This is a genomic window from Psychrobacillus sp. OK032, from assembly GCF_900111345.1.
Taxonomy (GTDB): domain Bacteria; phylum Bacillota; class Bacilli; order Bacillales_A; family Planococcaceae; genus Psychrobacillus.
This window is the reverse complement of the sequence record NZ_FOGY01000008.1, coordinates 116,158-142,484: the sequence shown is the minus strand read 5'-3', so window position 1 is coordinate 142,484 and position 26,327 is coordinate 116,158. Positions and strand designations below refer to the sequence as shown.

The following is a 26,327-nucleotide window of genomic DNA, read 5'->3' as shown; positions in this document are numbered from 1 at the left end:
TTATACCTACTTTTGGGGAAACATAAGAAAAAGTTTGGTTTTACTTGATTAGTGGTACTAGTGATGAAAAGCTGAATAGCTATAAGTCTGGATAGTACAGAGTAGTTGACTAATGGGTAGTGATCTAATAGGAATTTAAAGGCCAAAGGATGCCACCGACATGAGGAGGAAATAATGATGAAAAAAAGTGGATTTATATTGAGTTTAGTAGCTGCAGTAGTATTACTGTTAGCAGCATGTGGTAATAATAGAAGTGAAGAAAATGACAAAAACACATTACAAGCAATTCAAGACAATGGGGAAATAACTGTAGGGATAATGGGTACATATGCGCCTTATAATTTTATGAATAAGGAGAAAGAATACGATGGATTTGACGTAGACATCGCAAAAGAATTAGCCAAACGACTAGGTGTAGGAGCAAATTTTGTCGCACAGGAATTTTCAGGTTTAATCCCTGGGTTACAAAAAGGTAAATTTGACATTTTAGTTAGTCAAGTAACAATAACAGAAAATCGACAAAAACAATTAGATTTCACAGAACCTTATATTACAAACGATGTAAAAGTAATTGTGAAAGAAGATAATACAACTATACAATCAGTAGAAGATTTTAAAGGGAAAAAGATTGCCGTTGGTTTAGGTACGAACGATGAAGCCTTTTTACGTAATGAGTTAATGCCACAAGTTGGTGACTTCCAAATCAACACATACGACGATGTCATCACAACGCTTAAAGACTTGGATGCAGGACGGGTGGACGCAACAATTAATAATGCATACGCATTAAAACCAATCGTTGAAGAAAACGGATTTCAAGTAAAAGCGGTTGGTGCACCGATCAAATCGGATCAAGCAGCTGTAGCTGTTAAAAAAGGAAACACAGCATTAGTAGATGCTTTAAATAAAGCATTAGATGAAATGAAACAAGATGGTACGTATAAAGAAATTTTCGTGAAGTGGTTTGAAGAAGAACCGAAAGCCGAGTAAAGAAAGAGGTAGTTTACATGGATTTGATAATAGATAATATTCCCTTTTTATTAAAAGGTGCGTATTATACTTTATTAATTACAGTGGTATCTATGTTTTTCGGTTTAATTATCGGTTTGATCACAGCGATTGCACGCTTAAAGGGCAATCGCTTCTTTCGTAATGTAGCGAGAGTGTATGTATCGATTATTCGGGGGACACCACCACTTGTTCAAATTTTTATCGTATATTTTGGACTTGTTGATTTTGGGATAGAGCTAGGCTCGTTGACAGCAGCTTATATTGCGCTAAGTATTAATATCGGTGCTTATGTATCGGAGGCATTCCGTGGTGCGATACAAGTGGTGCCAGCGGGTCAAACAGAAGCTGCGCTTGCGACCGGAATGACAGAAGCACAAGCCATTCGACGCATCGTTATCCCACAAGCCATACGCATTGCAATACCACCACTCGGGAATACATTTGTTGGGATGTTAAAAGAGACTTCCTTAGTTTCCGTTATTGCAGTGACGGAGCTAATGCGCTCTGCCCAATTATTAATCGCACAGTATTATGTTTATATGCCATTTTACTTAACGATTGCGTTAATGTATTGGATCATGAGTACGGTATTTACATTTATCTTGAATAAATTAGAGAAACGATTATCTGTTTACTAAGGGGGAAAAGTCTTGATACAAGTAATGGATTTATCGAAAAGCTATGATCAAAATGAAGTATTAAAGCATATTTCATTGACGATTCCCGCTCATCAAGTAGTTGCTGTAATTGGACCAAGTGGTTCCGGAAAAAGTACGTTCCTACGTTGTTTAAATGGATTAGAGATGATTACTAGTGGAGCAATTACAGTTAATAATCATCATTTAAACGCAACGGAATCGAAAAAAAAGCAACAAAAAACGATTCACAGGGTCCGTCAAGATACGGGAATGGTTTTCCAACAATTTAACTTATATCCACATAAAACAGTGATTGAAAATGTAATGGAAGCAATTATTGTCGTGAAAAAACAATCAAAAGAACAAGCAAAAACAATCGCCTCTCAACTATTGAAACGGGTCGGCTTGCAGGAAAAAGAAGATGTATATCCTTCGAAGTTATCAGGAGGACAACAACAACGGGTAGCAATTGCACGTGCACTTGCCATGGAACCAAAAATTATGCTATTTGACGAACCAACTTCTGCACTTGATCCAGAACTAGTAGGAGAAGTATTAAAAGTGATGAAAGAATTAGCGGATGAAGGGATGACAATGGTCATCGTTACGCATGAGATGAGGTTCGCCCAGGATGCGGCGGATCGTATTCTATTTATGGCGGATGGCCAAATTGTAGAAGATGCAGAACCGAAAAAGTTTTTTTCGGATCCATCTACAGAACGTGCACAGAAGTTTTTAGCAAAAGTAAATGAATTTTAACTAAAGGAGCATGATGAACAATGCAAGTAAAAGCAATATGGCAGGGTGGACGAGCTTTTGAAGCAAAAGGAGCGTCTGGTTATCCAATGGTAATGGACGCAACGGCAAATTATGGAGGAGAAGGACAAGCGCCAACTCCAACTGAAATGTTACTTAGTGCTTTAGCTGGTTGTATTGGAATTGACGTTACGATGATTTTAAAACCGCATTTAGAAAAAATTGAATCGATTGAAATTACAGTGGATGGAACTCGTCGTGAAGAATTACCAACAGCATTTACTGCTGCTACATTATTATTCGACGTAAAAGGGGATATCGATGCGAAAAAAGTCATTCGCGCAATCAAACTTGGAGAAGAAAAGTATTGTGCCGTTTCTGCTTCGTTGAAAGCGGAAGTAACTCATCGTCTAATCCTAAACGGGAAAGAAGTAGATATGCAATTAGAAGCTTAAGAAATGCGCAAGCGCCTATGTTAGAGGATTACAGTCTAAGTTCGCGACATCGTGTCGCAACGACTGCATGACCTGCTTCGTGCAGGCCTCCGACAGGCAAATGGGGAAAAGCGAGGAGGCAGCTTCCCCAGCCACCGCAGCTTTTTTCCATCTGACCCCGAGGGGCAACGTTCTTCTGCGACGAGCTGTGCGCAGGAGCATGGCGCTGGAGCTGGATCGGATAAAACAAAACCCTCACATCTTATAAAGATGTGAGGGTTTTTCGATGATTTAAACGAAAATGTCCACTTTTCGTTTAAATATGATATCGGCTCTTTGTTATCATACGGAAATTCATACAATTTGTCAAGTTTACGAGAATTCTATTGTATATTACGGTATACTCCAACAACTTTACCAAGAATCGACACTTGGTTAACGATAATTGGATCCATAGAAGAATTCTCCGGTTGTAGACGGAAGTATGACTTTTCTTTGAAAAAACGTTTCACCGTAGCTTCATCTTCTTCTGTCATTGCAACAACTATATCTCCATTATTTGCGGATTGTTGTTGTTTTACGACAACATAGTCTCCATTTAAAATTCCTGCCTCGATCATACTATCTCCCATAATCTCTAACATAAATAAATGATCATCGGCTGTACCGAACGTTTCAGGTAGTGGGAAAAACTCCTCGATATTTTCAACAGCAGTGATCGGCAGACCAGCTGTAACTTTTCCAACTAAGGGAACATGTACAACACCTTGTTTTTCGGCAATACCATCTAGGATTTCAATTGCGCGTGGCTTTGTCGGATCTCTTCTAATAAGGCCTTTACTTTCAAGGCGAGCTAAGTGTCCGTGCACAGTAGAACTAGAAGCTAGTCCAACTGCTTCGCCTATTTCACGTACAGAGGGTGGATACCCTTTCGTACGAACCTCTTCCTTAATAAAAGCTAAAATGTCCTCTTGTCTTTTCGACGCTTTTTTCAATGAGTTCACCTCTTTTTATAGTCATTTACCTACTAAATTCTTTCTTACTATTAGTATAACAGTCTCTCACGCTTTATGCAAACATAGGTTCTAATAAGTGTTGACAAAAACAAGTGTTCGTTTTATTATTAGAACATACATTCCGAACAAACATTCTAATTAGGGGGATTTAACGTGAATTGGATGAAAGAAAATTATTTTATTACATTATTTTTAGGATTAAGTGTTGCTTTTATGATGACGCTGATTATCTCACATACATTGTCGACAGAACAACATTCTGAAATTACAATAGAAAATGGTGACTCTTTATGGGGGCTTGCAAATAGGTTTGCAACGGACGAACCAAAAGAAGCATGGATAAAAAAAGTAATGGTCATGAATAATTTACAAAGCTCTCACATTCAAGCTGGGGCCATGCTTGTAATTCCCGAGGTAAAGGATAATTTTCATATTAATCATGGTACAGAGATAGCGAGTGATAGTAATTGAAAGCAGTAATCTATTGCCGTGTAAGCACGGAAAAAGAAACACAAGAATCTTCATTAACAAGACAAAAAGAAGAACTAATGGAATTTGCTCAAGATAAAGGCTATGAGGTATGTGATGTTTTTACAGATCAACATAGTGGATATGATATGGAGCGTGAAGGACTACTTGACTTACTAGCATACATAAAAGAGTTCGATATTAAAGCGATTTTTGTCCAAGATGAGACACGTATTGGTCGCGGAAATGGTCGAATGGCTGTACTCCATTTACTTCAAAAAACGAATACTTCTGTCTTTACTTTACAAGATAAAGGTATATTGAATTTAAATGAGATGGATTCTATGCTTTTAGAAATTTTAGCACTTGTGGAGGAATATCAACGAAAGCTTCATAATGCCAAGATTAAGAGGGGGATGAAACGAGCTGTCTCCAAAGGTTATCGACCTGAGAAAAACTTAAAAGCAAAAGGAAATCCAGAAGGAAGAGAACGAATTGATGCACCTGTAAACGAAATTGTAAGACTTCGAAACGCTGGGCTAACGTACGAAGAGATAGCTTCCACGTTAAAAGGGTTGGGCTTTGAAATAAGTAAAGCAACTGTTCATCGCAGATATATAGAATTTATGGAGACACAAGAAGTGTAAAGACTTGCACTCTGTCTGTTTTTTCCTTACCTTTATAAGAGATGCAAAAGGAAAGGATGAAATATATATGTTAAGTAAACAAAAACTAGCACGCATAAGCGAGCTCTCCAAAAAATCTAAAACAACAGGATTATCCATAGAAGAAGCAAAAGAACAAAGTGCTCTAAGAAAAGAATATTTAGAAACGTTTCGCTCTACTATGAGGGATACAATTGAAAGTGTTAAAATAATCGACCCTGCTGGAAATGATGTTACTCCTGCGAAGGTACAACAAGCGAAAAAAGATAAGTTTTTGAATTAATTAATCATTTCAGAAACCATTGATAATAGCTGCATTGTTGTCTAAACTAGAAATATAGTTAAAAATTTTGTTCGAGAGGATGTCATTTATGTCATTACAGTCAGATTTACTTGCAATTAATACAATTCGTACATTATCTATTGATGCAATTGATAAAGCGAATTCAGGTCATCCAGGCCTTCCAATGGGGGCAGCTCCAATGGCTTATACTTTATGGACAAAGCATTTACGTCACAATCCTAATAACCCAAACTGGTTTAATCGTGATCGTTTTGTTTTATCTGCTGGTCATGGTTCAATGCTTCTTTATAGTCTACTTCATCTTGGTGGATACGATCTACCAATGGAAGAGATTAAAAATTTCAGACAATGGGGCTCTAAAACTCCAGGACATCCGGAGTTTGGTCATACGGCTGGCGTAGAAGCAACAACAGGTCCTCTTGGACAAGGTATTGGTATGGCAGTAGGAATGGCAATGGCAGAAGCTCATTTAGCTGCTACATACAATAAAGAAGACCATAATATTGTAGATCATTACACATATGCTCTTTGTGGAGATGGCGATTTAATGGAAGGTGTCGCAGCAGAGGCAATCTCACTTGCGGGACATTTACAATTAGATAAGCTAATCGTTTTATATGATAGTAATGACATTTCTTTGGATGGAGATTTACATAAATCTTTCTCTGAGAAAGTTGAAAAACGCTTTGATTCTTATGGGTGGAATTATATTTTAGTAAAAGACGGTAATGATATTGCTGAAATTTCAGCTGCGATTGATAAAGCAAAAGGACAAAACGATAAACCAACACTTATTGAAGTTAAAACGGTAATCGGATTTGGCTCTCCAAATAGAGCGGGTAAGTCAGACGCACACGGTATGCCACTTGGAAAAGATGAAACAGCTTTAGCCAAAGCAGCATATGAATGGGCATTTGAAGGTGACTTCCATGTGCCAGAAGAAGTATATGAGACATTCAAACAAGCATCAGAACGTCAAGGAGTAGCAGAAGAATCTTCTTGGAAAGAAGGATATAGTGCGTATGAAGCAGCATTCCCTGAGCTTGCTACTACATTAAAGCAAGCGATAAGTGGAGAGTTACCAGTGAATTTTGCGGATGCTTTGAAGACATACGAAGAAGGCTCATCCCATGCGACTCGTTCTGCTTCCGGTGATGCGATTAATGCGATTGCTCAAAATCTACCTTCGTTCTTTGGAGGAAGTGCAGATTTAGCAGGTTCCAACAAAACAACGATGAAAAATGCAGGAGATTTTGCTGCTGAAAATTATGCAGGCAAAAATATTTGGTTCGGTGTTCGTGAATTTGCTATGGGTGCTGCTTTAAACGGTATGGCTCTTCATGGTGGCTTAAACGTTTTCGGCGGAACATTCTTCGTATTTAGTGATTATGTACGACCAGCTATTCGTTTATCCGCGCTTATGGGATTACCAGTAACGTATGTATTTACACATGATAGTATTGCTGTTGGAGAAGACGGACCAACACACGAACCAGTAGAGCATTTGGCTTCTTTACGCGCAATGCCGGGTCTGTCAGTCGTACGTCCAGCTGATGCAAACGAAACGGCAGAAGCTTGGAAACTTGCTGTGTCAGCGAAAGATCATCCGACAGTACTTGTGTTATCTCGTCAAAACTTGCCAACATTAAAAGGTTCAGTAGAACAAGCAAGTGAAGGCGTTGCGAAAGGTGCATATGTTGTTTCACCAAATGAAAACGCGGAAGCAATTCTACTTGCTACAGGTTCAGAAGTGAGTCTTGCTGTAGAAGCGCAGGCAGCGCTTGCTAATGAAGGCATTCAAGTCTCTGTTGTTTCTATGCCATCATGGGATTTATTTGAGAAACAAGATGCAGCCTATAAACAATCTGTATTACCATCTCATTTAACGAAACGATTAGCGATTGAAATGGGAGCATCTCTTGGATGGCACCGTTATGTTGGATTTGAAGGAGACGTTATTGCAATAGATCAGTTCGGTGCAAGTGCTCCGGGAGAGATTGTAATGAAAGAATACGGATTTTCTGTAGAAAATGTTGTTTCGAAAATGAAAAACTTACTACAAAAATAAACAATGCCTAAAAGCAGTTCGAATACTTATCGTGAAAAGTATTCGAATTGCTTTTTTTCTTTTAATTTATATAGAATACATGGGCAATATATAGTATAATTTAGGGTGGTGTCTTGTACACGTAGACAAGAACGTAAAGGAGGAGAAAAAAATGGCAACATGGATATGGATTACTATTGTTATCGTTGCGTTAATCGCTGGTGCGGCAATTGGTTTCTTTGCAGCACGTCAATATATGATGAAATACTTAAAAGAAAACCCACCTATTAATGAACAAATGCTTCGTATGATGATGGCGCAAATGGGACGTAAACCTTCTGAAAAACAAGTAAAACAAATGATGAACCAAATGAATAAAATGCAAAATAAATAAGCACTCTACAAAGAGTGCTTTTATTTTATGTTTAAGACATTTTGACGTGTAGATCGCTTTCTACAGGCCTTTTTACATCTAGACTCCAGTGGCCTTGCTTCGACAGATATTTGCCCTTTTGTTTTAGAGTAACTTATTTACTTGTAAAAAATCTGCAACTACTTGCTCATACATTTCGCTGTTTTCGTTAAAAGACTTTGCATGTAAGCCAATTTCAAATAGTTTTAATGTCTTGGGTCCTTTTTTCTGTTCGTATAGTTCCTCCGTCATTTTGGGAAGTATAAAATCATCTTGTAAACTATGGATGAATAACACTGGTTTTTCGATATTAGCTACTACGTCAATCGGTGACACAAGGTTTAGTGTATAGCCGTCTCGCATTTTTAAAAACAGATTAGCAAATCGAATGGCAAGTCCAGTACGGAGGGGAGTTGTTTGTTTGATGATGTGTGAGACTTGCTCTTCAAAATTAGAAAAAGCGCAATCCGATATATAGAAATCCGCGTCATCTTTTATAGAGCCTGCATATAGTAGCATAGTTGCTGCGCCCATCGATTCACCATGTATGCCAATGATTGCGCTATCTCCTGCACGTTCTCGTACTGCTTCTACAATAGATTGTAAATCAATCTTTTCATAAAAACCAAAACTGGTCGTTTTTCCACCAGAATCCCCATGTCTTCGATGGTCGTAGACGACACTGTTGAACCCGAGCCTCTCAAACATTCGTACAAAACGAAGGGAATTTATTTTATTTTCGGTCACGCCATGACAAATAATTACATAGTTTTTTGTTTCGAGTGGTTCCACAAAAATTGCTTTTAAGGAATACCCATTCTTTGACTCAATCCACTTTTCTGTTTTGTTCACTGCACGAAACCAAGCTTCGTCCAATCGTTTCGACGTAACTTCTCGATTTAATATGAAGTCGTTTTCTTTTTTCTTCATATACATTAGCTTGTTCGTAACAAGAAATCCAAAAACAGTAGTGACCGCTGTGACGACACTCGTAAAAATACTCGTCCAAACGATTACTCTTTTTTTCATATCCTCCACTCCTACTTACTTCTGGATAATTTATACATATTCGTGTCAATACTCATTTGTTTTAGCATATTCACAATATCTCCGGTTGCTACATTTTCTGGGATTCCAAGAGTAAAAGGACAAACTAATTGCTCGTAAGAAATTTTCTGATTCTAATAATTTTTCCACAATTAGCAGGAGTTCATGCATTCTTTTTACGGTTGTTTTATTAATATTTTTCGATTTTAGCCTGCAACTGGTAGTCCAACCTCGATAAATGTCACCTACTTTGGTAAACTATACATTGCGAACCTCTAATTCTATTGTAAGAATAGTTGCTTAAACAAGCAACTTTAAAACTTTTTTAGTAGAATAAAAGGGTAGTGGAAAATGGGGATCAAATATAGGGGAAAATGAGGAGGAAATGAAAATGACTAACGAAGTAGTTATCGTAAGTGCTGTAAGAACTGCAATTGGTTCATTCCAAGGTGCATTGAAAGATGTCCCTGCAACAAAATTAGGTGCCATTGTAATTGATAAAGCGTTAGAAAAAGCTGGAGTTAGTAAAGACGCTGTGGATGAAGTGATCATGGGGAATGTCCTTCAAGCAGGTTTAGGACAAAACCCAGCTAGACAAGCTGCTATCCAAGCTGGATTACCTGTAGCTGTGTCAGCACTTACTATTAACAAAGTATGTGGATCAGGTCTAAAAGCAATCCATCTTGCCACACAAGCTATCATTGCTGGGGATGCAGATATAATCGTTGCTGGCGGTATGGAAAATATGAGTCAAGCTCCATATTTATTAAAAAATGCACGTGATGGTTTCCGTATGGGAGATCAAAAAGTGGTAGATAGTATGATTACTGATGGTTTATGGTGTGCATTTAATGACTACCATATGGGGATTACTGCGGAAAATCTATGTGATCAATATAATATCACTAGAGAAGAGCAAGATGCTTTTTCTGCGAGATCACAAGCTCGCGCTGTAAATGCTATTGCAGAAGGAAAATTTGCGGATGAAATCGTTCCAGTTGAAATTCCACAGCGTAAAGGGGATCCAATCATTTTTGATACGGATGAATATCCGAAAAAAGAATCTACTCAAGAAAAGTTAAGTACGCTTCGTCCAGCATTTAAAAAGGATGGATCTGTAACAGCAGGGAACGCTTCAGGTATTAATGACGGAGCAGCTGCTGTCGTTGTCATGTCTAAAGCGAAAGCGGACGAGTTAGGGTTAACGCCATTAGCTACCATTGTAGCAAATGCATCTGCTGGGGTAGATCCTAGTATCATGGGAATTGGACCAGTGGAAGCTGTGAAAAAAGTGTTGAAAAAATCAGAAATAGCGCTTGCTGACATCGACTTGATCGAAGCAAATGAAGCGTTTGCGGCACAATCGATTGCAGTGGATAGAGAATTATCGTTTAATCATGATAAACTAAATGTGAATGGTGGAGCTATTGCACTTGGTCACCCAATCGGAGCAAGTGGCGCACGTATTTTTGTATCTTTACTTCATGAAATGGAGAAACAAGATGCGAAAACAGGTCTTGCAACGCTTTGCATCGGCGGAGGCCAAGGAGTAGCGACAATCGTTAAACGTTAACATAAGAAGGTGAACCATTTGGCAAAGAAAAAACAAAAACAGCAAGTTAAGCCAGTAGCAACAAAAGAAGAAGGAAATGGTCTATTTGATCAGCTTTCTTCCGATGTGCTGGATAAATTAAAAGAAACAAAGAAACAACTAGTAGCAGAAGAGCAAGCAAAAGAAGAAGAAAGACAAGCACAGCTTGCTTTTGAAAGAAAGCAGAAAGAAAAAAATAAATCATTTGAAGAGCTACTTGATGAGTATGGATATGGTGGTTCTAAGTTTTAGTAGTACTACAATTAAAAAAACTGCTCAGAAATCTAATTTACAGATTTCTGGGCAGTTTTTTATTTATTATAAACAGTGTTGAAATCTCCGGCAGAAATATGGCTAGTGAATATATTATTTTATGAATAATATGTACTGAGACTGCCCGACTAGGGGTAACCATAATTCTTTTGTGACGAGTGGACTGCTTTTAATTATGACCAGATTTTTGCGAAACAACTCTGTTTTAAAACAATATCTAGCTCATTTAACAAACGGCAAAATCCAAAGCATATTATTTGAAAGTCAAAATAGGTCAGTGTATACTAAACTCAAAGGTTAAAGATAGTCAAAGTCAAATATTTATTAAAAGGAGGAAATGGAATATGAAATGTCAACATTGTGGTAAAAACGACGCAACGATGAATCTTAGAGTGCAGGTAAATCACCAAGGGATGCAAATGCATCTTTGTCACGCTTGTTTTCAAGATATTCAAGCGCAATTGAGTGCAGGAAAAATGCCGTCATTTAGCAATGATGCACAACATTTTTTCAAAGCAAATGGCGGTCCTCAGGCACGAACAAAAATAAGACAGGCAGAGGAACATCATGGCAATGGTTTGTTAGACCAACTTGGTAAAAATCTATCAAACGATGCCAAAGAAGGACGAATTGATCCGGTCATCGGACGCGATCAAGAAGTAAAGCGTGTTATGGAAACGTTAAATCGAAGAAATAAAAATAATCCGGTCTTAATCGGAGAACCTGGTGTTGGTAAAACAGCCATTGCCGAGGGGCTTGCGGTGAAAATCCACGAAGGCGATGTACCAGTGAAATTGATGAATAAACAAGTGTACTTGTTAGATGTCGCGTCACTCGTAACGAACACCGGTATTCGAGGGCAATTCGAAGAGCGAATGAAACAATTGATTGAAGAACTTCAAACACGAAAAGACGTGATTCTGTTCGTCGATGAAATTCACTTACTCGTTGGGGCAGGAACAGCAGAAGGTTCAAAAATGGATGCCGGAAATATTTTGAAACCCGCTTTAGCACGTGGGGAGCTGCAACTTATCGGTGCAACGACGTTGAAAGAATATCGTCAAATCGAAAAAGACGCTGCTCTTGAGCGCCGTTTCCAACCAATTATTGTGAAAGAGCCTTCTACTGAAGATACGATTCATATTTTAAAGGGCATTAAAGATCGTTATGAAAACTTCCATGGAGTGCGCTATCCGGATGAGGCAATTCAAGCTTTTGTAACTTTATCGCAGCGTTATATTCAAGATCGATTTTTACCAGACAAAGCAATCGACTTAATGGATGAGGTAGGGGCAAGGTTAAATCTGACACTTACGACAGTCGATTTGGAGTCAATTGGAACACGTCTTAACGAAGTCATTCAACAAAAAGAACAAGCGGCAGAAAAGGAAGACTACGAGAAAGCAGCAAATTTACGCTTTGAAGAAATCCAATTGCGTAAACAATTGGAGCAAGCAAAACAAAATGGGGATACACCTCAAGTAGAGGTGACGGTTGCAGATATTGAATTGATAGTAGAAGAAAAAACAGGAATTCCTGTGACAAAACTACAAGCGGCGGAACAAGCTAAAATGAAGGGAATCGCTGTAAATATCGGTAAAAAAGTGATTGGCCAAGAAGATGCGGTCGATAAAATTGCCAAAGCCATCCGTCGTAGCCGTGCAGGGCTCAAATCTAAAGATCGCCCAATTGGGTCCTTCTTATTTGTAGGTCCTACTGGTGTCGGTAAAACGGAGATCACAAAAGTGCTGGCAGAGGAACTATTTGGTTCACGCGATACGTTAATCCGTCTCGACATGAGTGAATATATGGAGAAGCATTCAGTGTCTAAAATTATTGGTTCTCCTCCAGGTTATGTAGGGCATGAGGAAGCCGGTCAATTGACAGAACATGTTCGACGTAATCCATATTCCATCTTACTACTGGATGAAATTGAAAAGGCGCATCCAGACGTACAAAATATGTTCCTGCAAATAATGGAAGATGGTCGATTAACCGATTCGCATGGCCGAACAGTCAGCTTCAAAGATACAGTCATCATAATGACGAGTAACGCTGGAACAGGCGACAAAAAAGTAAGTGTAGGGTTCAATCAAACAGCACATGAATCTGTCAACATGCTAGAAACGCTAGGTGCTTATTTCAAACCAGAATTTCTCAACCGTTTCGATGCGATTGTCGCTTTCAATGAACTAACAGAAGAAAATTTACTTGAAATCGTGGACTTGATGCTTGGAGATTTACAAGTAACGATTGCGGAAAATGATATTGATATGACGATTTCGTTGGAAGCAAAACATGCATTGGTCAAACTAGGTTACGACAAACGGTTCGGTGCTCGACCGCTTCGCAGAGTAATTCAAGACAAAATTGAGGATCCATTAACAGATCTAATTCTGGAAGAAGAACATATTGAAAAGGTCCGTGTAGATGTTGTAGATGAAGAAATTGTTGTTCGAAAAGCATAAAGATGTCTAACACCCCCTGAAACTTTTTCAGGGGGTGTTTTTACAAGGAACTATTAGAAAAAGAGGTCTAACCAGGTATACACTTAAACTAATTGAATTATTAGATAAAATAAACAGATTATTATGCTACACTGAATAAAAAAGATAGAAATAACTACCACTAATGGAAGGGGATTTTAAATAGTGTGGGTAAAGATTATCCTACTCTTAGTTGCCATGTTTGTGTTAACTTTTATTTTTAATAAAGTTATAACAAAGGTGCTGAAAGTAGATAAGAAAAGTTCTTTTTCCAATAGCTATGTAAATGATTTGCATAAAAAAATTGGGGGGATATTAAGTATTACGTTCCTAGTAATAATCATCGTTTTCAACATGAGGCAGTTTGAATCTCCTGAATTAGCAAAAAGTCCGTGGTACTTTTTAGGTGTTTTAATGATCTATTTTGTCATAGACCAATTAGTACGTGCTTTTATGGAGTGGAAATATGCAATTAATCGAAAAGATTATATTTATACATTGAGTGAAATGTTTTTAATAATAATTATTATTTTTGTGTTTGCTCAGACAAACTTTTTGGGATTGATTGATTAACGAGGGGGATATGTATGATTCAAGCTGTATTATTTGATTTAGATGGAACTTTACTAGACCGGGATGAATCAGTGAAGAAATTTATTGATAGTCAATACGACAGATTAAGTAACTATCTAGGGCATATTCCTAGAGAGAAATATATGACAAGATTCATAGAGTTAGATAGTCGTGGATATGTTTGGAAAGATAAAGTGTATCAACAATTAGTGGAAGAATACAATATTGTAAACATAGATTGGGAGTATTTGTTACAAGATTATATAAGTGAGTTTAAGCATCATTGCGTTCCTTTTCCGAATCTTCATAGTATGCTAGAGGAATTGAGAAGTAACAACTTAGTACTAGGAATGATCACCAATGGATTTGGTCAGTTTCAAATGGATAATATAGTAGCTTTAGGCATTGAAAAGTATTTTGATGCAATATTAGTATCCGAAACAGAAGGGATTAAAAAACCAGATCCTGCAATATTTGAAAGAGCATTAGAGAGGTTGAATATAACGCCTGGTGAAGCTGTATTTGTTGGAGACCACCCGGAAAATGATGTGATGGCTTCACAGTATGTGGGCATGAAAGGGATTTGGAAAAAAGATTTTCAATGGGATGCGTTTGATACGGATTTCGTGGTGGATGATTTAGAAGAGCTTCCGAAGCTTATCCAACAGCTAAAAATGGGGTAGTTTTCTTCGAATCGCATGGTAACACATGCAAATCGCAAGATAGTCTCTTCAAATCGCAAGATCCCATATTCAAATCGCAAGATCCAGGCTTAGAATCGCAAAATACCTCGTCCAAACCGCAAGATCCATCCTGCAAGCTAACAAAAACCGCTGAACTCCCACATTCAGCGGTTTCATATCGTTAAGCCCGATGCTCTGTATACATATCTTGCTTCGTAATCTCACGAGCCTTTAATAAAACTTCCTCGGAAACATCCGTATTGTATGCTTCTATTGTTTCTATAAGTTGCTCCGTGCTACTTGCACCAATAATCATAGAACCCGTTGTTTTTCGCTCTAATACATGGTGAAGCGCAAGCGCGGTAATTGGTGCATCCAATGCATGCAATTGCTCATTCGTTTTCAGCAATTCTTCTTTGGAGTAGGTCAAATACTCACCTGTGTTATTGGCCCGAATTAGACCTTCTGCAGTTAATAACCCTTTTGCTAGCGTGCCACGACTAAGTAAGGAAACCTGATGTTCCTCGAGTAATGGTAGCCATTCTTCCGGTCTTCTATCTAGTAAACTATATTGCATCATGACAGAAACTGCATTACTCTTCGCTAAAAAACGATTGATCACATTAGGGCGAATAGAAGAAATGCCGTATGCCCGTATAACCCCTTCTTTTTTCAGCGATTCCATCGTATCGATCACTTCATCGGTATCATCTTCCATTGTGCCACCATGCAATTGGTACACGTCAATATAATCCGTTTGGAGCCGTTTTAATGATTCATGCACAGCTGTTGTTATCCATTTTTTCGAAGGATCCCATGACCAGCCATCTCCTGAATTGTTCATGCGATTGCCGACTTTTGTTGCTAAAATAACCTGCTCCCGATTACTTTTCAGTGCATTTCCCACGATTTTTTCATTTTCCCCATGATTGTATAGATCTGCTGTATCAAAGTAATTAATGCCGTGATCGAGCGCGACTTGCAATATTTTATCTGCATCTTTTTGATTGGTTGGTAGTGACATACAACCAAAACCTATTTCCGAAACAAATAAATCACTTTTCCCTAATTGTCTTTTCTTCAAAATGTATCACGTCCTTTCCTCCATGGTACAATGAGGGAAAGACAGTTTCAAATGAAAGGAAATGAAAAAATGAAGAAATTCGAGGAAAAAACTATTCAAACAGAGCAAATATTTAAAGGTAGAATCATATCTTTACAAGTAGATGCCGTAGAATTACCGAATGGGAAAACTGGAAAAAGAGAAATAGTGAAGCATCCAGGAGCAGTTGCAATTATTGCGATTACAGAAGATAAAAAGATCATTTTAGTCGAACAATATCGAAAAGCGTTAGAGCGTTCGATTATTGAAATCCCAGCTGGAAAAATTGAACCGAACGAAGCGCCAGAAGTAACGGCATTAAGAGAATTAGAAGAAGAAACAGGGTATACGACAAACAAATTACAATATCTTCAATCATTTGCTACATCTCCAGGATTCGCGGATGAAATTATCCATCTTTACTTAGCAGAAAATATCGTGAAGGTAGATGACAAGGCAGATTTGGATGAGGATGAATTTGTCGAATTGATGTCTGTTTCAGTAGACGAAATGGAATCTATGATTTCTAGTAAACAAATATATGATGCGAAGACTGCTTTTGCATTTCTTTGGTTAAAAAACTACTTGAAATAGACATCTTTGAATGTAGTACAAGCATATGATGAGAATAGATAGGGAGGTGTTCCAACTTGAACCAGTCTTATACTATTCTCATTTCACTATGCGTACTCGTTTTTAGCTTTATAGGTGGTTTATATCTCTTTGAAAAAAGTACACCAGAACAGCAGCAATGGATTATTAATCTCCTGGACGCTCGTGTTCTATTATTAGAACAGCCTACTTTTCTGGAAACTATTTTTCCGCATATAATGATTGCTGTTGTATTCTTTTTGTTTTATCAGCATCGTTATTTGCGCAAATTCATTTTAATCATTTGTGCTTTTCGAATTACGTTTTACGGGTTTGCCTCTAGTTACTTGCTTCAAACACAGGAATCTACATTTCCTTATGTATTTTGGTGGTTTCCATTTCAATTAATCTATTGTTTACTTCTCCTAGCACTTGCAAACCGGGTCAATGTGTTCTCGCTTTCCTTCTATATAATTGTTATTATTATAGAGTTCTTCTTTATACCATTTGTATTATATAATAATTAGTTCTTTATAATAACTATTATTATGTGAATGTCTTGTAATGAGAATTCATTATTTGGTATAATGAAAGAAGTTTAGGGGGGCGTCATATGGAAAGCCGTATTGATCGTATTAAAAAACAATTATCTGGTGCGGGCTATAAACTGACGCCGCAGCGAGAAGCGACGGTTCGTGTTTTGCTAGAAAATGAAGAAGACCATTTAAGTGCAGAAGATGTATTTTTATTAGTAAGAGAGAAATCACCGGATATCGGACTCGCAACAGTTTATCGAACACTCGAATTATTGAATGAATTGAACGTAGTGGACAAAATTCAATTTGGAGATGGCGTATCCCGCTATGATTTAAGACAAGAAGGGGCAGCGCATTTCCATCACCATTTAGTATGTATTGAATGTGGTGCAGTAGATGAAATTCAAGAGGATTTACTAGAAGACGTGGAAGCAATTGTTGAAAATAAATGGAACTTTAAAATAAAAGACCATCGTTTAACGTTTCACGGGGTATGTCATCGCTGCCAAGATAAATAACCAAAAAAGGATAGCTATTTGCTATCCTTTTTTTCATAGGTAGCAATTGGATTGGTAGATAAATACATTTTAAAGCTCCAGTTTATATACTCTTTATCCTGTAAAAAATGCTTAAACTCATTCTATCATCATAGCGATAGCCTACATTAAATCTTATTCTTGGGTACTACCCAATTGATTGTAGTGAAAGGCGGCGACTCTAGCGGAGGACAACAGGATGTTGGTCACGCTCCTGCGGTTACTCGTCGCAGAAAGACATTGCAATCGTTGCCGCAGGGCGCGGCGAACTTTAGATTGCCTTCCTTTTGATGTGGCGCACTCGTTCCTCTGGAGAGAAAGATGAGATATCACAACTGACGTTTTAGCTACGGTAATGGCTCAATGCTCCCCCCGCAGAAATCACAGTATAACTTAGAGGGGTGCTTGCACTTTTCTTAATAAGGAGGTCTTTTTTTGAAAAACGGATTAGTGCATTTAGAGGATTATTTACATTTTTTACGAATTGAACGCCAGTTAGCGGATAACACATTAGTTTCTTATGAAAAAGATTTAGTCGATTACATACAGTCAGTATTAGAGACGCAGCAACTACATAGTTTAGATCTTATCGAGCGACAGCACATCCTGGTTCATCTTCGGAAATTAAAAGAAGAAGGTAAGTCTGCGCGCACGGTTGCAAGACATATTTCTTCCATTCGATCATTTCATCAGTTTTTACTACGTGAAAAAGTGGCAACTAAAGACCCGACGATTCATTTAGAGCTTCCACAAATTGAACAAAAGCTACCCAATTTTTTATCGGTAGAAGAGTTAACGCATTTGTTAAATAGTATTGATTTGGGGAAGCCACAAGGTGTCCGTGATTTAGCAATGTTTGAGTTAATGTATGCAAGTGGTATGCGGATAAGCGAATGCTTAAATTTAGATTTAGAAGACTTACATTTAACAATGGGGTTCGTTCGAGTATTCGGTAAAGGTGGTAAAGAGCGAATTATTCCGCTTGGCGGTGCGGCGATACGTGCTTGTGAGAGGTATTTAGAAGAAGCAAGACCCAAACTATTAAAACAAGCGGAACGAACAGATGCTATTTTTATCAGTCAACGAGGTAAACGTTTAACAAGACAAGGTATTTGGAAACTGCTAAATCAGCATGTAATGAAAGCAGGTATACAAAAAGACATAACACCACATATACTCAGACATTCATTTGCCACTCATTTAATCGAAAATGGAGCAGACTTAAGAGCAGTTCAAGAGATGCTAGGGCATTCTGATATTTCTACCACACAAATTTATACACATGTAAGTAAAAAACGTTTGAAAGAAGTTTATAAACAGTTTCATCCACGGGCTTGAGTGGTGTTTGGATTTAGAGTGCTAGGTTCTCACGTAATTTTAGAATTTAATGAGAACCCTACCACTCTTATGCTCTTTTTCTATTTAACTTGCATAAAAGAACAATATAAATCAAATCATAAAATAAAGTAGCTACAGAGAGTATCGTAATCAAGTACGTTCTAAAATATATGAAGAATGCAATAGCTGCTAATAAGCTCCCAAGCATTTTAAAAACCGCGATGTATATAGATTGACCGCTCGAGTTACCTCTACTTAATAATAAAGAGATAAACAGTCCGGACATCATTAAATTTTGTGAAAAAGCAGCGTATTTTCCCTCAACGTCATTGAATTCAAGTGTCATAGCAATAATAATTAGAAAGCTTACTCCTAGTGTTATGAAAAAAGATGAATAGAAAAGCTTTACTGAAATATATTTTTTGAATTCCTTACGGCCAAAGATTAAATATTGAATCAAAATAATAATATCCAGTACGAACCAAGCGCTTGTGATTAATTTTTGCCGATCATCATTTGGAAAAATGAATAAGAAGATGAATTCCCATGATATATTTGCACAAATTGCTACCATTGGCATTCCATATTTCTTATCTTGAAATCCACGTTTTATAATAAGTATATATGTAATGATCCAAAACAGGCCGGTGCCTAATTGTAAAATCGAAAGAAAATCCTCTTGATTATTCATATACTTCCCCCATTATAAACATTAGTGACAATAAAAAAGTTATTCTCTCCTCTGACATTATATGAATACAAATTCATTGTTTATGTCAAAAGTAGTTTATTTAAAAAGGGGGTTAAACACCAATTGGACTTGATAAAATGGCGAGCATTTCGTCAAGTTTATGTTATGGTGAGGTCCCGTTTAACAGTCTCCTTAATTTATGATACGGTTCATCGTATAGTAGTTAAATGAGTCTTTTCAATTTTTGTCTAGGTATTTGGAAACTATTAAATAAGCATGTGATGAACGCGGGCATCCAAAAAGACATTACACTAAATGTACTTAGACATTCGTTTGCAACCCATCTATTCGAAAATGGAGCAAACTTAAGAGCAGTTCAAGAGATGCTAGGGCATTCAGATATTTCTACTACACAAATTTACACACATATGAGTAAAAACGCTTGAAAGAGGTTTTAAACAGTTTCATCCTAGAGCATAAGAAAAAGTGGATGACAGGACTTCGCATAACCCTCAGTCCGGATGGCGCTATGCTATTCAAAAGCATTTGGTGATGCTGGATAAGCTGAATTCATTTCTTCTGAAGCGGGTGTGATTTAATCGGTGGAACAAAAAAATAATAAATAGCATCTACTATATAAAAAAGCGAAAAAGCATCCGATGCTGGATGCCCAGGTTAACAACAAAAGTATGTTAAAAACGGTTACGAATGAATAATATTAATATAAAATAATGATAGTGGATATCTATAAGGAAGTGTTTATAAGGCAAGGAACACCACGAAGACCCCCGCAGGAAAGCTTGAGGTAGGAAGGATAAGAACACCGCGTCCAATGGAAGGCAATCTAAATTCGCCGTATACTACGGCAACGATTGCAATGTCTTTCTGCGACGAGTAACCGCAGTAGCATGACCCACGTCCTGTGGGCCTCAGGCGCCTTCATGACCAACCTCGTGTTGGCCTGAGGCTGAAGCCAAGCCCACGGAATGCGAAGTGGTGGTCCTTGCCGAATTTGATATACAACTCTATGCATCCGGAAATGTATTTTCGGATGCCCTATCTACTTAGAACAGAATCATTTCTGTCATACTCCCCATTTGCAGTTAATTGACTTTTCCTCCATGAATATTAATATTCCGTAAATTTCTTATATAAAACATAATAATACTTTTACAATACTATGATTGTTTGACCACCCTTAAGCGAATATAATTTATAGACTAGTCTCAATTCAGCAAGATGACAATTTGTTGCATATTAAGTAGAAGAAAACAAATAAGGTTAGCAGTATTAGTTAAGGAGGAAGTCCGATGGAAGTATTAAAATCTAAAGGTACGAAGAACTTAACTAATTATTTAATGAATTCTTTTACTTGTTTCGGCTTGGTTTCAGTTGGGATTTTTTTAGTCTATGGATATATGAATGGATTATTTAACTCAACGGATGAGTTTAGGGATTATATCGTTAGTTTTGGTATTTGGGCTCCAGTCATATTTATATTGATCCAAATAGTTCAAGTAATTATACCTATATTGCCCGGGGCTATTGGCTGTGTTGCAGGAGTTATTATTTTTGGACCGTGGCTAGGATTACTATATAACTATATTGGTATTTGCATAGGTTCGATCATCGTTTTTATACTCGCCAAACAATACGGTCGGCAGTTTGTGAAGGGTGTTGTACGCGAAAAATCGTTTGAAAAGTATATTGGATGGGTGAACAAAGGAAAAAGGTTTGAAAGAATATTTGTCTATGCTATTTTATTTCCAGTAGCACCAGATGATTTACTTTGTTATATAGCTGGTTTAACGAAAATGAAGTTGCGTAAATTCATGGTCATCATTTTATTAGGAAAGCCCATGCCAATTGCTATTTATAGCTTAGGAATGACAGCTGTAATACAGTATCTGATTGACTTTATGAAATAAAAATCCGAAAGACGAGGTAACTTATGAAAGTTTTATTGTATTCTAAAAATCTGAAGATGGTAGAAAAAAGTGGTGTAGGAAGAGCCATCTATCACCAACAGAAAGCTTTAGAAGAAAATAATATTCCTTGTACGATGAATCATAAAGAGGATTTTGATATTGTTCATATAAATACCGTTTTTCCAAGTTCGCTATGGATGAGTAAAGTTGCTAAAGCTCGCGGTAAGAAGGTCGTATATCATGCTCACTCTACAGAAGAGGACTTTAAAAATTCTTTCCGTGGCTCCAATTTATTAGCGCCTTTGTTTAAAAAATGGCTAATGAGATGTTATGATAGCGGGGATTTGATCATCACACCAACGAACTATTCTAAAAGGTTGCTAGAAGGATATGGATTAAAGAATCCAATTGTCAATATATCAAACGGAATAGATTTAGAATATTTTTCGAAGAATGAAGCGTATAGCAAACGCTTTAGAGAAAAATACCAACTAAACGAAAATGATAAAGTGATTGTTTCAGTTGGATTATATATTGAGAGAAAAGGAATTATAGATTTTGTTGAACTGGCAAAATCACTGCCCGAATATACATTTATCTGGTTTGGATATACGAATATTAATACAGTATCTATCCATGTAAAAAAAGCAGTAGAAACAAAATTACCAAACTTACATTTCCCTGGTTATGTTAGTAGAGAAGAACTTAGAAATGCATACAGTGGAAGTGATTTGTTTTTATTTCTTACCCATGAAGAAACAGAGGGAATTGTTTTGTTAGAAGCATTAGCTATGAAGATACCCGTTTTAATCAGGGATATTCCGATTTATGAAAACTGGCTTCAAGATAAGGAAAATGTATATAAAGGTAATTTCCTTGAACAATTTAGGTGGACAATAAAAGGGATATTGGATAAAGAATTGCCATCTTTAGTCGAACACGGCTATGAGGTCGTCGCAGAAAGGGATATTAAAACAATAGGACAGCAACTAGGTAACGAATATAGAAAGCTGCTTATGCATTAATTTGATTGAATTTACAAAAAAAATAAATAGTATTAGCTTTTGCTTTACATTTCAACTTTATACTTTAATTATCAGTCAAGAAGAAGGTGTAAGGAAGATGAAAATTGGTCTTTTTTCCGATACATTTTACCCCCAAGTAAATGGGGTCGCAAATTCTGTTCTCATACTTAAAGAAAATCTTGAAATGTTTGGCCATGAAGTATATGTTTTTACAACAACTGATCCAAAAGCAGGAGATAATGAGAAAAATGTATATCGAATGCCGAGTATTCCATTTGCAAGTGCAAGACGTTTAGGAATGTTTTACCATCCACGATTAGTGAGATTCATAAAGGCACTAGATCTGGATATTATTCATACACATACCGAATTTTCGTTAGGAATTTTCGGAAGGGCAATTGCGAGGAAATTTAATATACCTCTTTTACACACGTACCACACTATATATGAGGATTACACACATTATATCGTAAAGTTTAGAATGTTAGATTTTATAGCAAAAAATACTGCCAGAAAAATAAGTGCAAACTTTTGTAATTCAGTCGATCGAGTGATTGTTCCAACTGAAAAGGTGAGGGATTTATTGTTAGATTATAATGTAGAGCAATCTATATCTATTATCCCCACAGGCATTGAGCTCGAAAAATTCTCCGAAAACAATAAAAAATCTGCTACAGTACAAAAGCTACGTGCGGATTTAGAAATAGAAGAAAAAGATAAAGTGCTACTTTACATTGGAAGAATATCAGAAGAAAAAAATATTGCTGAACTATTGCTATCATTGAAATCCTATTTGACCAGTAATGCAGATGTAAAATTTGTGTTGATCGGTGACGGTCCGGAAAGAAGCAATCTGGAAGTGCTTGCGAATCAGTTAGGTATTGATAAACAAACGATCTTTGTAGGGGAAAGACCATGGGATGATATCGGTATTTACTATCAATTAGGTGATGTTTTTATCAGTGCCTCCCAGAGTGAAACGCAAGGACTTACTTACATTGAAGCATTAGCTTCAGCGCTACCGGTTGTAGCAAAAGCAGATCGTTGTTTAGACGGAGTGCTTCAGAATGATGTTAATGGCTACGCTTTTTATGAAGCGGATGATTTTTTACAATTTATAGATAGTATTTTATATAGCAAAAGTAATAAAGAACGTTTATCACTTGGCGCTATCCAATCAGTCGAAAGATTTTCAGCCACCTATTTTGCGAAGGCAATTGAGAACATGTATGATGTTTTACTTGTTGAGTATAATAAAATGTACAATGCCTCATAATATTGATTTGACAGATGAGCAAGAGTGTTCATTTATACTTTTTGAAACCACTTTTTTACAGCCAGTAACCGGTATTTTACCGGTAACTGGCTGTTTATTTCGTTTTGTAGACAAATATTGTTATAATGGGTACAAATAATATTTGAAAATAAGTCAGAGGTCTGACCTGTACTTTCCTGATTTTTTTGGTAAACTAGAAGAAAATAGTAGGAGGCAAAAAAATGAGCAAATTCAAACGTATTCATGTTATCGTAATGGACTCCGTTGGTATCGGCGAGGCACCTGATGCTGCTGCTTTCGGAGATGTAGGATCGCATACTTTAGGACATATAGCAGAGAAAATGAATGGACTGAACATGCCAGAGATGCAAAAACTTGGTCTTGGCAATATCGACACGATTCAAGGGATTGACCGTGTAGAAACCCCAACTGCGTACTTTGGGAAAATGCAAGAAGCCTCTGTTGGGAAAGATACAATGACAGGGCATTGGGAGATTATGGGGCTGAACATTGATACGCCTTTTAAAGTATATCCAAATGGATTTCCGGAAAAACTAATTACGGCATTAGAAGAAAAAATAGGACGTAAAGTAATTGGTAATAAACCAGCAAGTGGTACAGCTATTTTAGATGAACTTGGCGAAGAACATATGAAATCTGGAGCAATCATAGTATATACTTCAGCAGATCCAGTTTTACAAATTGCTGCGCACGAAGAAATTATTCCATTAGAAGAACTTTATCATATTTGTGAAGTGGCAAGAGAATTGACACTTTCCGAGGAATTTTTAGTTGGTAGAATTATTGCACGTCCATTTAAAGGACAGCCAGGAAACTTTGTTCGTACGTCGAATCGTCATGATTATGCGTTAAAACCTTTTGGCCGTACAGCGATGAATGAATTACAAGATGCCGGATTTGACGTTTTAGCAATCGGTAAAATTGATGACATTTTTAATGGAGAAGGAATTACTTCGACAGAACGCACAACGGACAATATGGATGGCATGGATAAATTTATCGCAACATTAGATAAAGATTTTACTGGCATTAGCTTCTTAAATTTAGTAGATTTCGATGCTTCTTTTGGACACCGTCGTGATCCAATCGGATACGGAAAAGCGCTAGAAGCATTCGATGCTCGTTTAAAAGAAGTTTTACCGAAGTTAACAGAAGAAGACTTACTTATAATTACTGCGGACCATGGGAATGATCCAACTATGCCAGGAACGGATCATACACGCGAATTTGTTCCGTTGATCCTTTATTCTCCAGCATTAAAAGAAATAAAAGAGCTACAACTTTGCACGACATTTGCGGATATTGGCGCAACGATCGCAGACAACTTTGGCGTTGCTAAAACTGCATTTGGGAAAAGTTTTTTATCTTCATTAATATAAAAGTTAAGGCGGGGAATTAGATGAATATGCTCGAATTGATTGATAAGAAAAAACGAAACAATTCACTTACAGAAGAAGAAATACAATATATGATAGCGAAATATACAAACGATGAAGTGCCAGATTACCAAATGAGTTCCATGCTTATGGCAATTCTCATTCATGGAATGGATGAAAACGAAACAGCTTGGTTAACGAAGGCAATGGTGGAATCAGGCGATGTTATTGACCTTACAAGTATCGAAGGCTTTAAAGTGGATAAGCATAGTACTGGTGGAATCGGCGACAAAGTAAGTTTACTTGTTGCACCAATTTTAGCGTCATTAAATATTCCAATTGCCAAAATGAGCGGTAGAGGTCTTGGAATTACTGGTGGTACGGTAGATAAGTTAGAATCTATCGATGGTTTTCATGTGGAATTAGAAGCGGATGAATTTATTAAACAAGTAAATGAACATAAAATTGCGATTGTCGGTCAATCGGGTAATTTAACACCTGCTGATAAAAAACTTTACGCGTTACGAGATGTGACGGGTACTGTTGATAGTATTCCATTAATCGCATCTTCTATAATGAGCAAGAAAATAGCGAGCGGTGCCGATGGAATCGTTCTCGATGTAAAATGCGGTAAAGGTGCATTTATGAAGGATTTAGAGCATGCTTCTGAGTTAGCCGAAACTATGATCCAAATCGGTGAGAGTTTAGGCAGAAAAGTGGCGGTCGTTATTACTGATATGAATCAGCCACTTGGTCATAATATCGGAAATAAGCTAGAAGTTGCGGAAGCGCATGATTTCCTAAGCAACTATAAAGAAAGTGAACAAGGCCTTTTGGATGTAACTATCGCGATTTCTTCTAAAATGTATCAACTCGCTACTGGTGCCAGTGATGAGGCAAGCGAGCAGAAAGTATTAGAAGTACTTTCAAACGGTGCAGCATTAGCTAAGTTTAAAGAGTTTATTACTGCACAAGGTGGAGATGCTTCTGATGTTCATGCCAAAACTACGAAGCATGAGATCGAAGTGAAAGCTGGGCAAGATGGGTATATTAGTTTGATAGACGCAGAACTTATCGGAAAAGCCTCTCTTTTAGTAGGCGCTGGTCGTTTGACGAAAGCTGATGTGCTAGATTTTGACGCTGGCGTTAAATTAGTAGCACTAACCGGGCAACCAATTAAAAAAGGTGATACTTTAGCAGTTCTGTATTCTAATAAAGATGCAGTTGATGAGTCTATCCGATTAATTGAAGAAGCTTATTCGATTAAGGATGCTAAATCAGTGAAGAATAAGTCTATTTTGAAGATAATGTAATATTCATTAAAAAGTAAGCGGCCAAATTTGTAATTTGGCTGCTTTTTTCTTGTGGGAAATATTTATGTGCGGATAGGAGCCGTTAATGCTCGTATAGGTAGGATATATGGGCGGATGCGGCGTTTATATGATCGGATAGTTTTTTATTGATCGGATGCCGTAGTTTTATGGTCGTATAGGCAGGATATAT

The 26,327-nt window shown here is 37.2% G+C and carries 27 protein-coding genes and 1 pseudogene; 24 read left to right on the top strand and 4 right to left on the bottom strand.

Translation table 11 applies throughout. The features are described 5' to 3' along the window. Window positions 1–171: 171 nt before the first annotated feature. From BMZ04_RS15900 to BMZ04_RS15885, 4 genes are read left to right on the top strand one after another with little or no spacing between them, the layout of a single operon-like run. Complete coding sequence (locus BMZ04_RS15900) at window positions 172–990, top strand: substrate-binding periplasmic protein (RefSeq protein WP_177184480.1); 819 nt, start codon at window positions 172–174, stop codon at window positions 988–990. Between the two features lie 17 nt (window positions 991–1,007). Next, entirely contained in the window at window positions 1,008–1,649 is a 642-nt protein-coding gene (locus tag BMZ04_RS15895) for an amino acid ABC transporter permease (RefSeq protein WP_093273390.1), read from the top strand. A gap of 12 nt (window positions 1,650–1,661) precedes the next feature. Continuing rightward, on the top strand, window positions 1,662–2,408 hold the full coding sequence (locus tag BMZ04_RS15890; RefSeq protein WP_093273385.1) for an amino acid ABC transporter ATP-binding protein: 747 nt from the start codon (window positions 1,662–1,664) through the stop codon (window positions 2,406–2,408). A 20-nt stretch (window positions 2,409–2,428) separates the two neighbouring features. Then, entirely contained in the window at window positions 2,429–2,860 is a 432-nt protein-coding gene (locus tag BMZ04_RS15885; protein ID WP_093273380.1) for an OsmC family protein, read from the top strand. A gap of 362 nt (window positions 2,861–3,222) precedes the next feature. Here BMZ04_RS15885 and lexA read toward each other — a convergent pair whose 3' ends face one another. Next, a complete protein-coding gene (gene lexA, locus BMZ04_RS15880; protein ID WP_093273375.1) occupies window positions 3,223–3,834 on the bottom strand; it encodes a transcriptional repressor LexA in 612 nt (203 codons plus the stop codon). A 183-nt stretch (window positions 3,835–4,017) separates the two neighbouring features. Between lexA and BMZ04_RS15875 the strand changes: the two genes are divergently transcribed. The 5 genes from BMZ04_RS15875 (at window position 4,018) to BMZ04_RS15855 (ending at window position 7,733) form a co-directional block, all read left to right on the top strand. Next, a complete protein-coding gene (locus tag BMZ04_RS15875) occupies window positions 4,018–4,326 on the top strand; it encodes a cell division suppressor protein YneA (RefSeq protein WP_255367971.1) in 309 nt (102 codons plus the stop codon). Further along, entirely contained in the window at window positions 4,323–4,970 is a 648-nt protein-coding gene (locus tag BMZ04_RS15870; RefSeq protein ID WP_093273365.1) for a YneB family resolvase-like protein, read from the top strand. The genes BMZ04_RS15875 and BMZ04_RS15870 overlap by 4 nt, the downstream gene beginning before the upstream one ends. A 67-nt stretch (window positions 4,971–5,037) precedes the next feature. After that, complete coding sequence (locus tag BMZ04_RS15865) at window positions 5,038–5,271, top strand: DUF896 domain-containing protein (protein ID WP_093273361.1); 234 nt, start codon at window positions 5,038–5,040, stop codon at window positions 5,269–5,271. 88 nt (window positions 5,272–5,359) lie between these two features. After that, on the top strand, window positions 5,360–7,360 hold the full coding sequence (gene tkt, locus BMZ04_RS15860; RefSeq protein WP_093273357.1) for a transketolase: 2,001 nt from the start codon (window positions 5,360–5,362) through the stop codon (window positions 7,358–7,360). Window positions 7,361–7,511: 151 nt separating this feature from the next. Beyond that, window positions 7,512–7,733 (top strand): YneF family protein, encoded by a 222-nt coding sequence (locus tag BMZ04_RS15855; protein WP_093273353.1) that lies wholly within the window; start codon window positions 7,512–7,514, stop codon window positions 7,731–7,733. Between the two features lie 123 nt (window positions 7,734–7,856). Here the strand turns inward: BMZ04_RS15855 and BMZ04_RS15850 are convergent, their stop codons facing one another. Next, a complete protein-coding gene (locus tag BMZ04_RS15850; protein ID WP_093273348.1) occupies window positions 7,857–8,780 on the bottom strand; it encodes an alpha/beta hydrolase in 924 nt (307 codons plus the stop codon). Window positions 8,781–9,189: 409 nt separating this feature from the next. On the opposite strand from BMZ04_RS15850, the gene BMZ04_RS15845 reads away from it, so the two are divergent. The 5 genes from BMZ04_RS15845 to BMZ04_RS15825 all read left to right on the top strand — a co-directional run bounded on the left by BMZ04_RS15845 (window position 9,190) and on the right by BMZ04_RS15825 (window position 14,404). Further along, window positions 9,190–10,371 (top strand): acetyl-CoA C-acetyltransferase, encoded by a 1,182-nt coding sequence (locus tag BMZ04_RS15845; protein ID WP_093273343.1) that lies wholly within the window; start codon window positions 9,190–9,192, stop codon window positions 10,369–10,371. 18 nt (window positions 10,372–10,389) lie between these two features. After that, window positions 10,390–10,641: a YqkE family protein gene (locus BMZ04_RS15840; protein WP_093273339.1), complete on the top strand. Its 252-nt coding sequence runs from the start codon at window positions 10,390–10,392 to the stop codon at window positions 10,639–10,641. Between the two features lie 365 nt (window positions 10,642–11,006). Further along, a complete protein-coding gene (locus BMZ04_RS15835; RefSeq protein WP_093273334.1) occupies window positions 11,007–13,130 on the top strand; it encodes an ATP-dependent Clp protease ATP-binding subunit in 2,124 nt (707 codons plus the stop codon). Window positions 13,131–13,313: 183 nt separating this feature from the next. Beyond that, window positions 13,314–13,721, top strand: coding sequence for a DUF4181 domain-containing protein (locus BMZ04_RS15830; protein WP_093273329.1), 408 nt, complete (start codon window positions 13,314–13,316; stop codon window positions 13,719–13,721). A 14-nt stretch (window positions 13,722–13,735) separates the two neighbouring features. Next, window positions 13,736–14,404, top strand: coding sequence for an HAD family hydrolase (locus BMZ04_RS15825; RefSeq protein ID WP_093273324.1), 669 nt, complete (start codon window positions 13,736–13,738; stop codon window positions 14,402–14,404). A gap of 181 nt (window positions 14,405–14,585) precedes the next feature. On the opposite strand, the gene BMZ04_RS15820 is transcribed toward BMZ04_RS15825, so the two are convergent. Next, window positions 14,586–15,488 carry an aldo/keto reductase gene (locus tag BMZ04_RS15820; protein ID WP_093273319.1) on the bottom strand — a complete coding sequence of 301 codons (903 nt, stop codon included), beginning with the start codon at window positions 15,486–15,488 and terminating at the stop codon, window positions 14,586–14,588. 69 nt (window positions 15,489–15,557) lie between these two features. On the opposite strand from BMZ04_RS15820, the gene BMZ04_RS15815 reads away from it, so the two are divergent. The 4 genes from BMZ04_RS15815 (at window position 15,558) to xerD (ending at window position 18,507) form a co-directional block, all read left to right on the top strand. Further along, window positions 15,558–16,100, top strand: coding sequence for an NUDIX hydrolase (locus BMZ04_RS15815; protein WP_093273784.1), 543 nt, complete (start codon window positions 15,558–15,560; stop codon window positions 16,098–16,100). 56 nt (window positions 16,101–16,156) lie between these two features. Then, window positions 16,157–16,624 (top strand): hypothetical protein, encoded by a 468-nt coding sequence (locus tag BMZ04_RS15810; RefSeq protein WP_093273315.1) that lies wholly within the window; start codon window positions 16,157–16,159, stop codon window positions 16,622–16,624. 86 nt (window positions 16,625–16,710) lie between these two features. Continuing rightward, window positions 16,711–17,151: a ferric iron uptake transcriptional regulator gene (locus BMZ04_RS15805; protein WP_093273310.1), complete on the top strand. Its 441-nt coding sequence runs from the start codon at window positions 16,711–16,713 to the stop codon at window positions 17,149–17,151. 453 nt (window positions 17,152–17,604) lie between these two features. Next, window positions 17,605–18,507 carry a site-specific tyrosine recombinase XerD gene (gene xerD, locus BMZ04_RS15800; protein WP_093273305.1) on the top strand — a complete coding sequence of 301 codons (903 nt, stop codon included), beginning with the start codon at window positions 17,605–17,607 and terminating at the stop codon, window positions 18,505–18,507. 67 nt (window positions 18,508–18,574) lie between these two features. Here the strand turns inward: xerD and BMZ04_RS15795 are convergent, their stop codons facing one another. Next, window positions 18,575–19,198 (bottom strand): transmembrane-type terpene cyclase, encoded by a 624-nt coding sequence (locus tag BMZ04_RS15795; protein WP_093273300.1) that lies wholly within the window; start codon window positions 19,196–19,198, stop codon window positions 18,575–18,577. A 251-nt stretch (window positions 19,199–19,449) separates the two neighbouring features. Here BMZ04_RS15795 and BMZ04_RS15790 point away from each other — a divergent pair. From BMZ04_RS15790 to BMZ04_RS15765, 6 genes and pseudogenes are all read left to right on the top strand, one after another. Beyond that, window positions 19,450–19,678 (top strand): annotated as a pseudogene (locus tag BMZ04_RS15790) (tyrosine-type recombinase/integrase); the annotation flags it as partial. Window positions 19,679–20,508: 830 nt separating this feature from the next. Then, window positions 20,509–21,126, top strand: a complete 618-nt coding sequence (locus tag BMZ04_RS15785) for a TVP38/TMEM64 family protein (protein WP_218145527.1) — start codon at window positions 20,509–20,511, stop codon at window positions 21,124–21,126. Between the two features lie 23 nt (window positions 21,127–21,149). After that, window positions 21,150–22,151, top strand: coding sequence for an LTA glycolipid anchor biosynthesis glycosyltransferase, IagA/BgsA family (locus BMZ04_RS15780; protein ID WP_093273296.1), 1,002 nt, complete (start codon window positions 21,150–21,152; stop codon window positions 22,149–22,151). A gap of 97 nt (window positions 22,152–22,248) precedes the next feature. After that, window positions 22,249–23,427: a glycosyltransferase family 4 protein gene (locus BMZ04_RS15775; protein ID WP_093273291.1), complete on the top strand. Its 1,179-nt coding sequence runs from the start codon at window positions 22,249–22,251 to the stop codon at window positions 23,425–23,427. A 221-nt stretch (window positions 23,428–23,648) separates the two neighbouring features. After that, entirely contained in the window at window positions 23,649–24,827 is a 1,179-nt protein-coding gene (gene deoB / locus BMZ04_RS15770; RefSeq protein ID WP_093273287.1) for a phosphopentomutase, read from the top strand. A 20-nt stretch (window positions 24,828–24,847) separates the two neighbouring features. Then, complete coding sequence (locus BMZ04_RS15765; protein ID WP_093273282.1) at window positions 24,848–26,137, top strand: thymidine phosphorylase; 1,290 nt, start codon at window positions 24,848–24,850, stop codon at window positions 26,135–26,137. Window positions 26,138–26,327: the final 190 nt, after the last annotated feature.

Excerpts from the sequence above, each read along its gene's own strand:
- BMZ04_RS15835 (WP_093273334.1), top strand. The coding sequence starts at position 11,007 with ATGAAATGTCAACATTGTGGTAAAAACGACGCAACGATGAATCTTAGA.
- BMZ04_RS15825 (WP_093273324.1), top strand. The coding sequence starts at position 13,736 with ATGATTCAAGCTGTATTATTTGATTTAGATGGAACTTTACTAGACCGG.
- BMZ04_RS15805 (WP_093273310.1), top strand. The coding sequence starts at position 16,711 with ATGGAAAGCCGTATTGATCGTATTAAAAAACAATTATCTGGTGCGGGC.
- BMZ04_RS15895 (WP_093273390.1), top strand. The coding sequence starts at position 1,008 with ATGGATTTGATAATAGATAATATTCCCTTTTTATTAAAAGGTGCGTAT.
- BMZ04_RS15850 (WP_093273348.1), bottom strand. The coding sequence starts at position 8,780 with ATGAAAAAAAGAGTAATCGTTTGGACGAGTATTTTTACGAGTGTCGTC.
- BMZ04_RS15875 (WP_255367971.1), top strand. The coding sequence starts at position 4,018 with ATGAAAGAAAATTATTTTATTACATTATTTTTAGGATTAAGTGTTGCT.
- BMZ04_RS15865 (WP_093273361.1), top strand. The coding sequence starts at position 5,038 with ATGTTAAGTAAACAAAAACTAGCACGCATAAGCGAGCTCTCCAAAAAA.
- BMZ04_RS15780 (WP_093273296.1), top strand. The coding sequence starts at position 21,150 with ATGAAAGTTTTATTGTATTCTAAAAATCTGAAGATGGTAGAAAAAAGT.
- BMZ04_RS15785 (WP_218145527.1), top strand. The coding sequence starts at position 20,509 with ATGGAAGTATTAAAATCTAAAGGTACGAAGAACTTAACTAATTATTTA.
- BMZ04_RS15775 (WP_093273291.1), top strand. The coding sequence starts at position 22,249 with ATGAAAATTGGTCTTTTTTCCGATACATTTTACCCCCAAGTAAATGGG.
- BMZ04_RS15885 (WP_093273380.1), top strand. The coding sequence starts at position 2,429 with ATGCAAGTAAAAGCAATATGGCAGGGTGGACGAGCTTTTGAAGCAAAA.
- deoB (WP_093273287.1), top strand. The coding sequence starts at position 23,649 with ATGAGCAAATTCAAACGTATTCATGTTATCGTAATGGACTCCGTTGGT.
- BMZ04_RS15855 (WP_093273353.1), top strand. The coding sequence starts at position 7,512 with ATGGCAACATGGATATGGATTACTATTGTTATCGTTGCGTTAATCGCT.
- BMZ04_RS15845 (WP_093273343.1), top strand. The coding sequence starts at position 9,190 with ATGACTAACGAAGTAGTTATCGTAAGTGCTGTAAGAACTGCAATTGGT.
- tkt (WP_093273357.1), top strand. The coding sequence starts at position 5,360 with ATGTCATTACAGTCAGATTTACTTGCAATTAATACAATTCGTACATTA.
- BMZ04_RS15815 (WP_093273784.1), top strand. The coding sequence starts at position 15,558 with ATGAAGAAATTCGAGGAAAAAACTATTCAAACAGAGCAAATATTTAAA.
- BMZ04_RS15795 (WP_093273300.1), bottom strand. The coding sequence starts at position 19,198 with ATGAATAATCAAGAGGATTTTCTTTCGATTTTACAATTAGGCACCGGC.
- BMZ04_RS15765 (WP_093273282.1), top strand. The coding sequence starts at position 24,848 with ATGAATATGCTCGAATTGATTGATAAGAAAAAACGAAACAATTCACTT.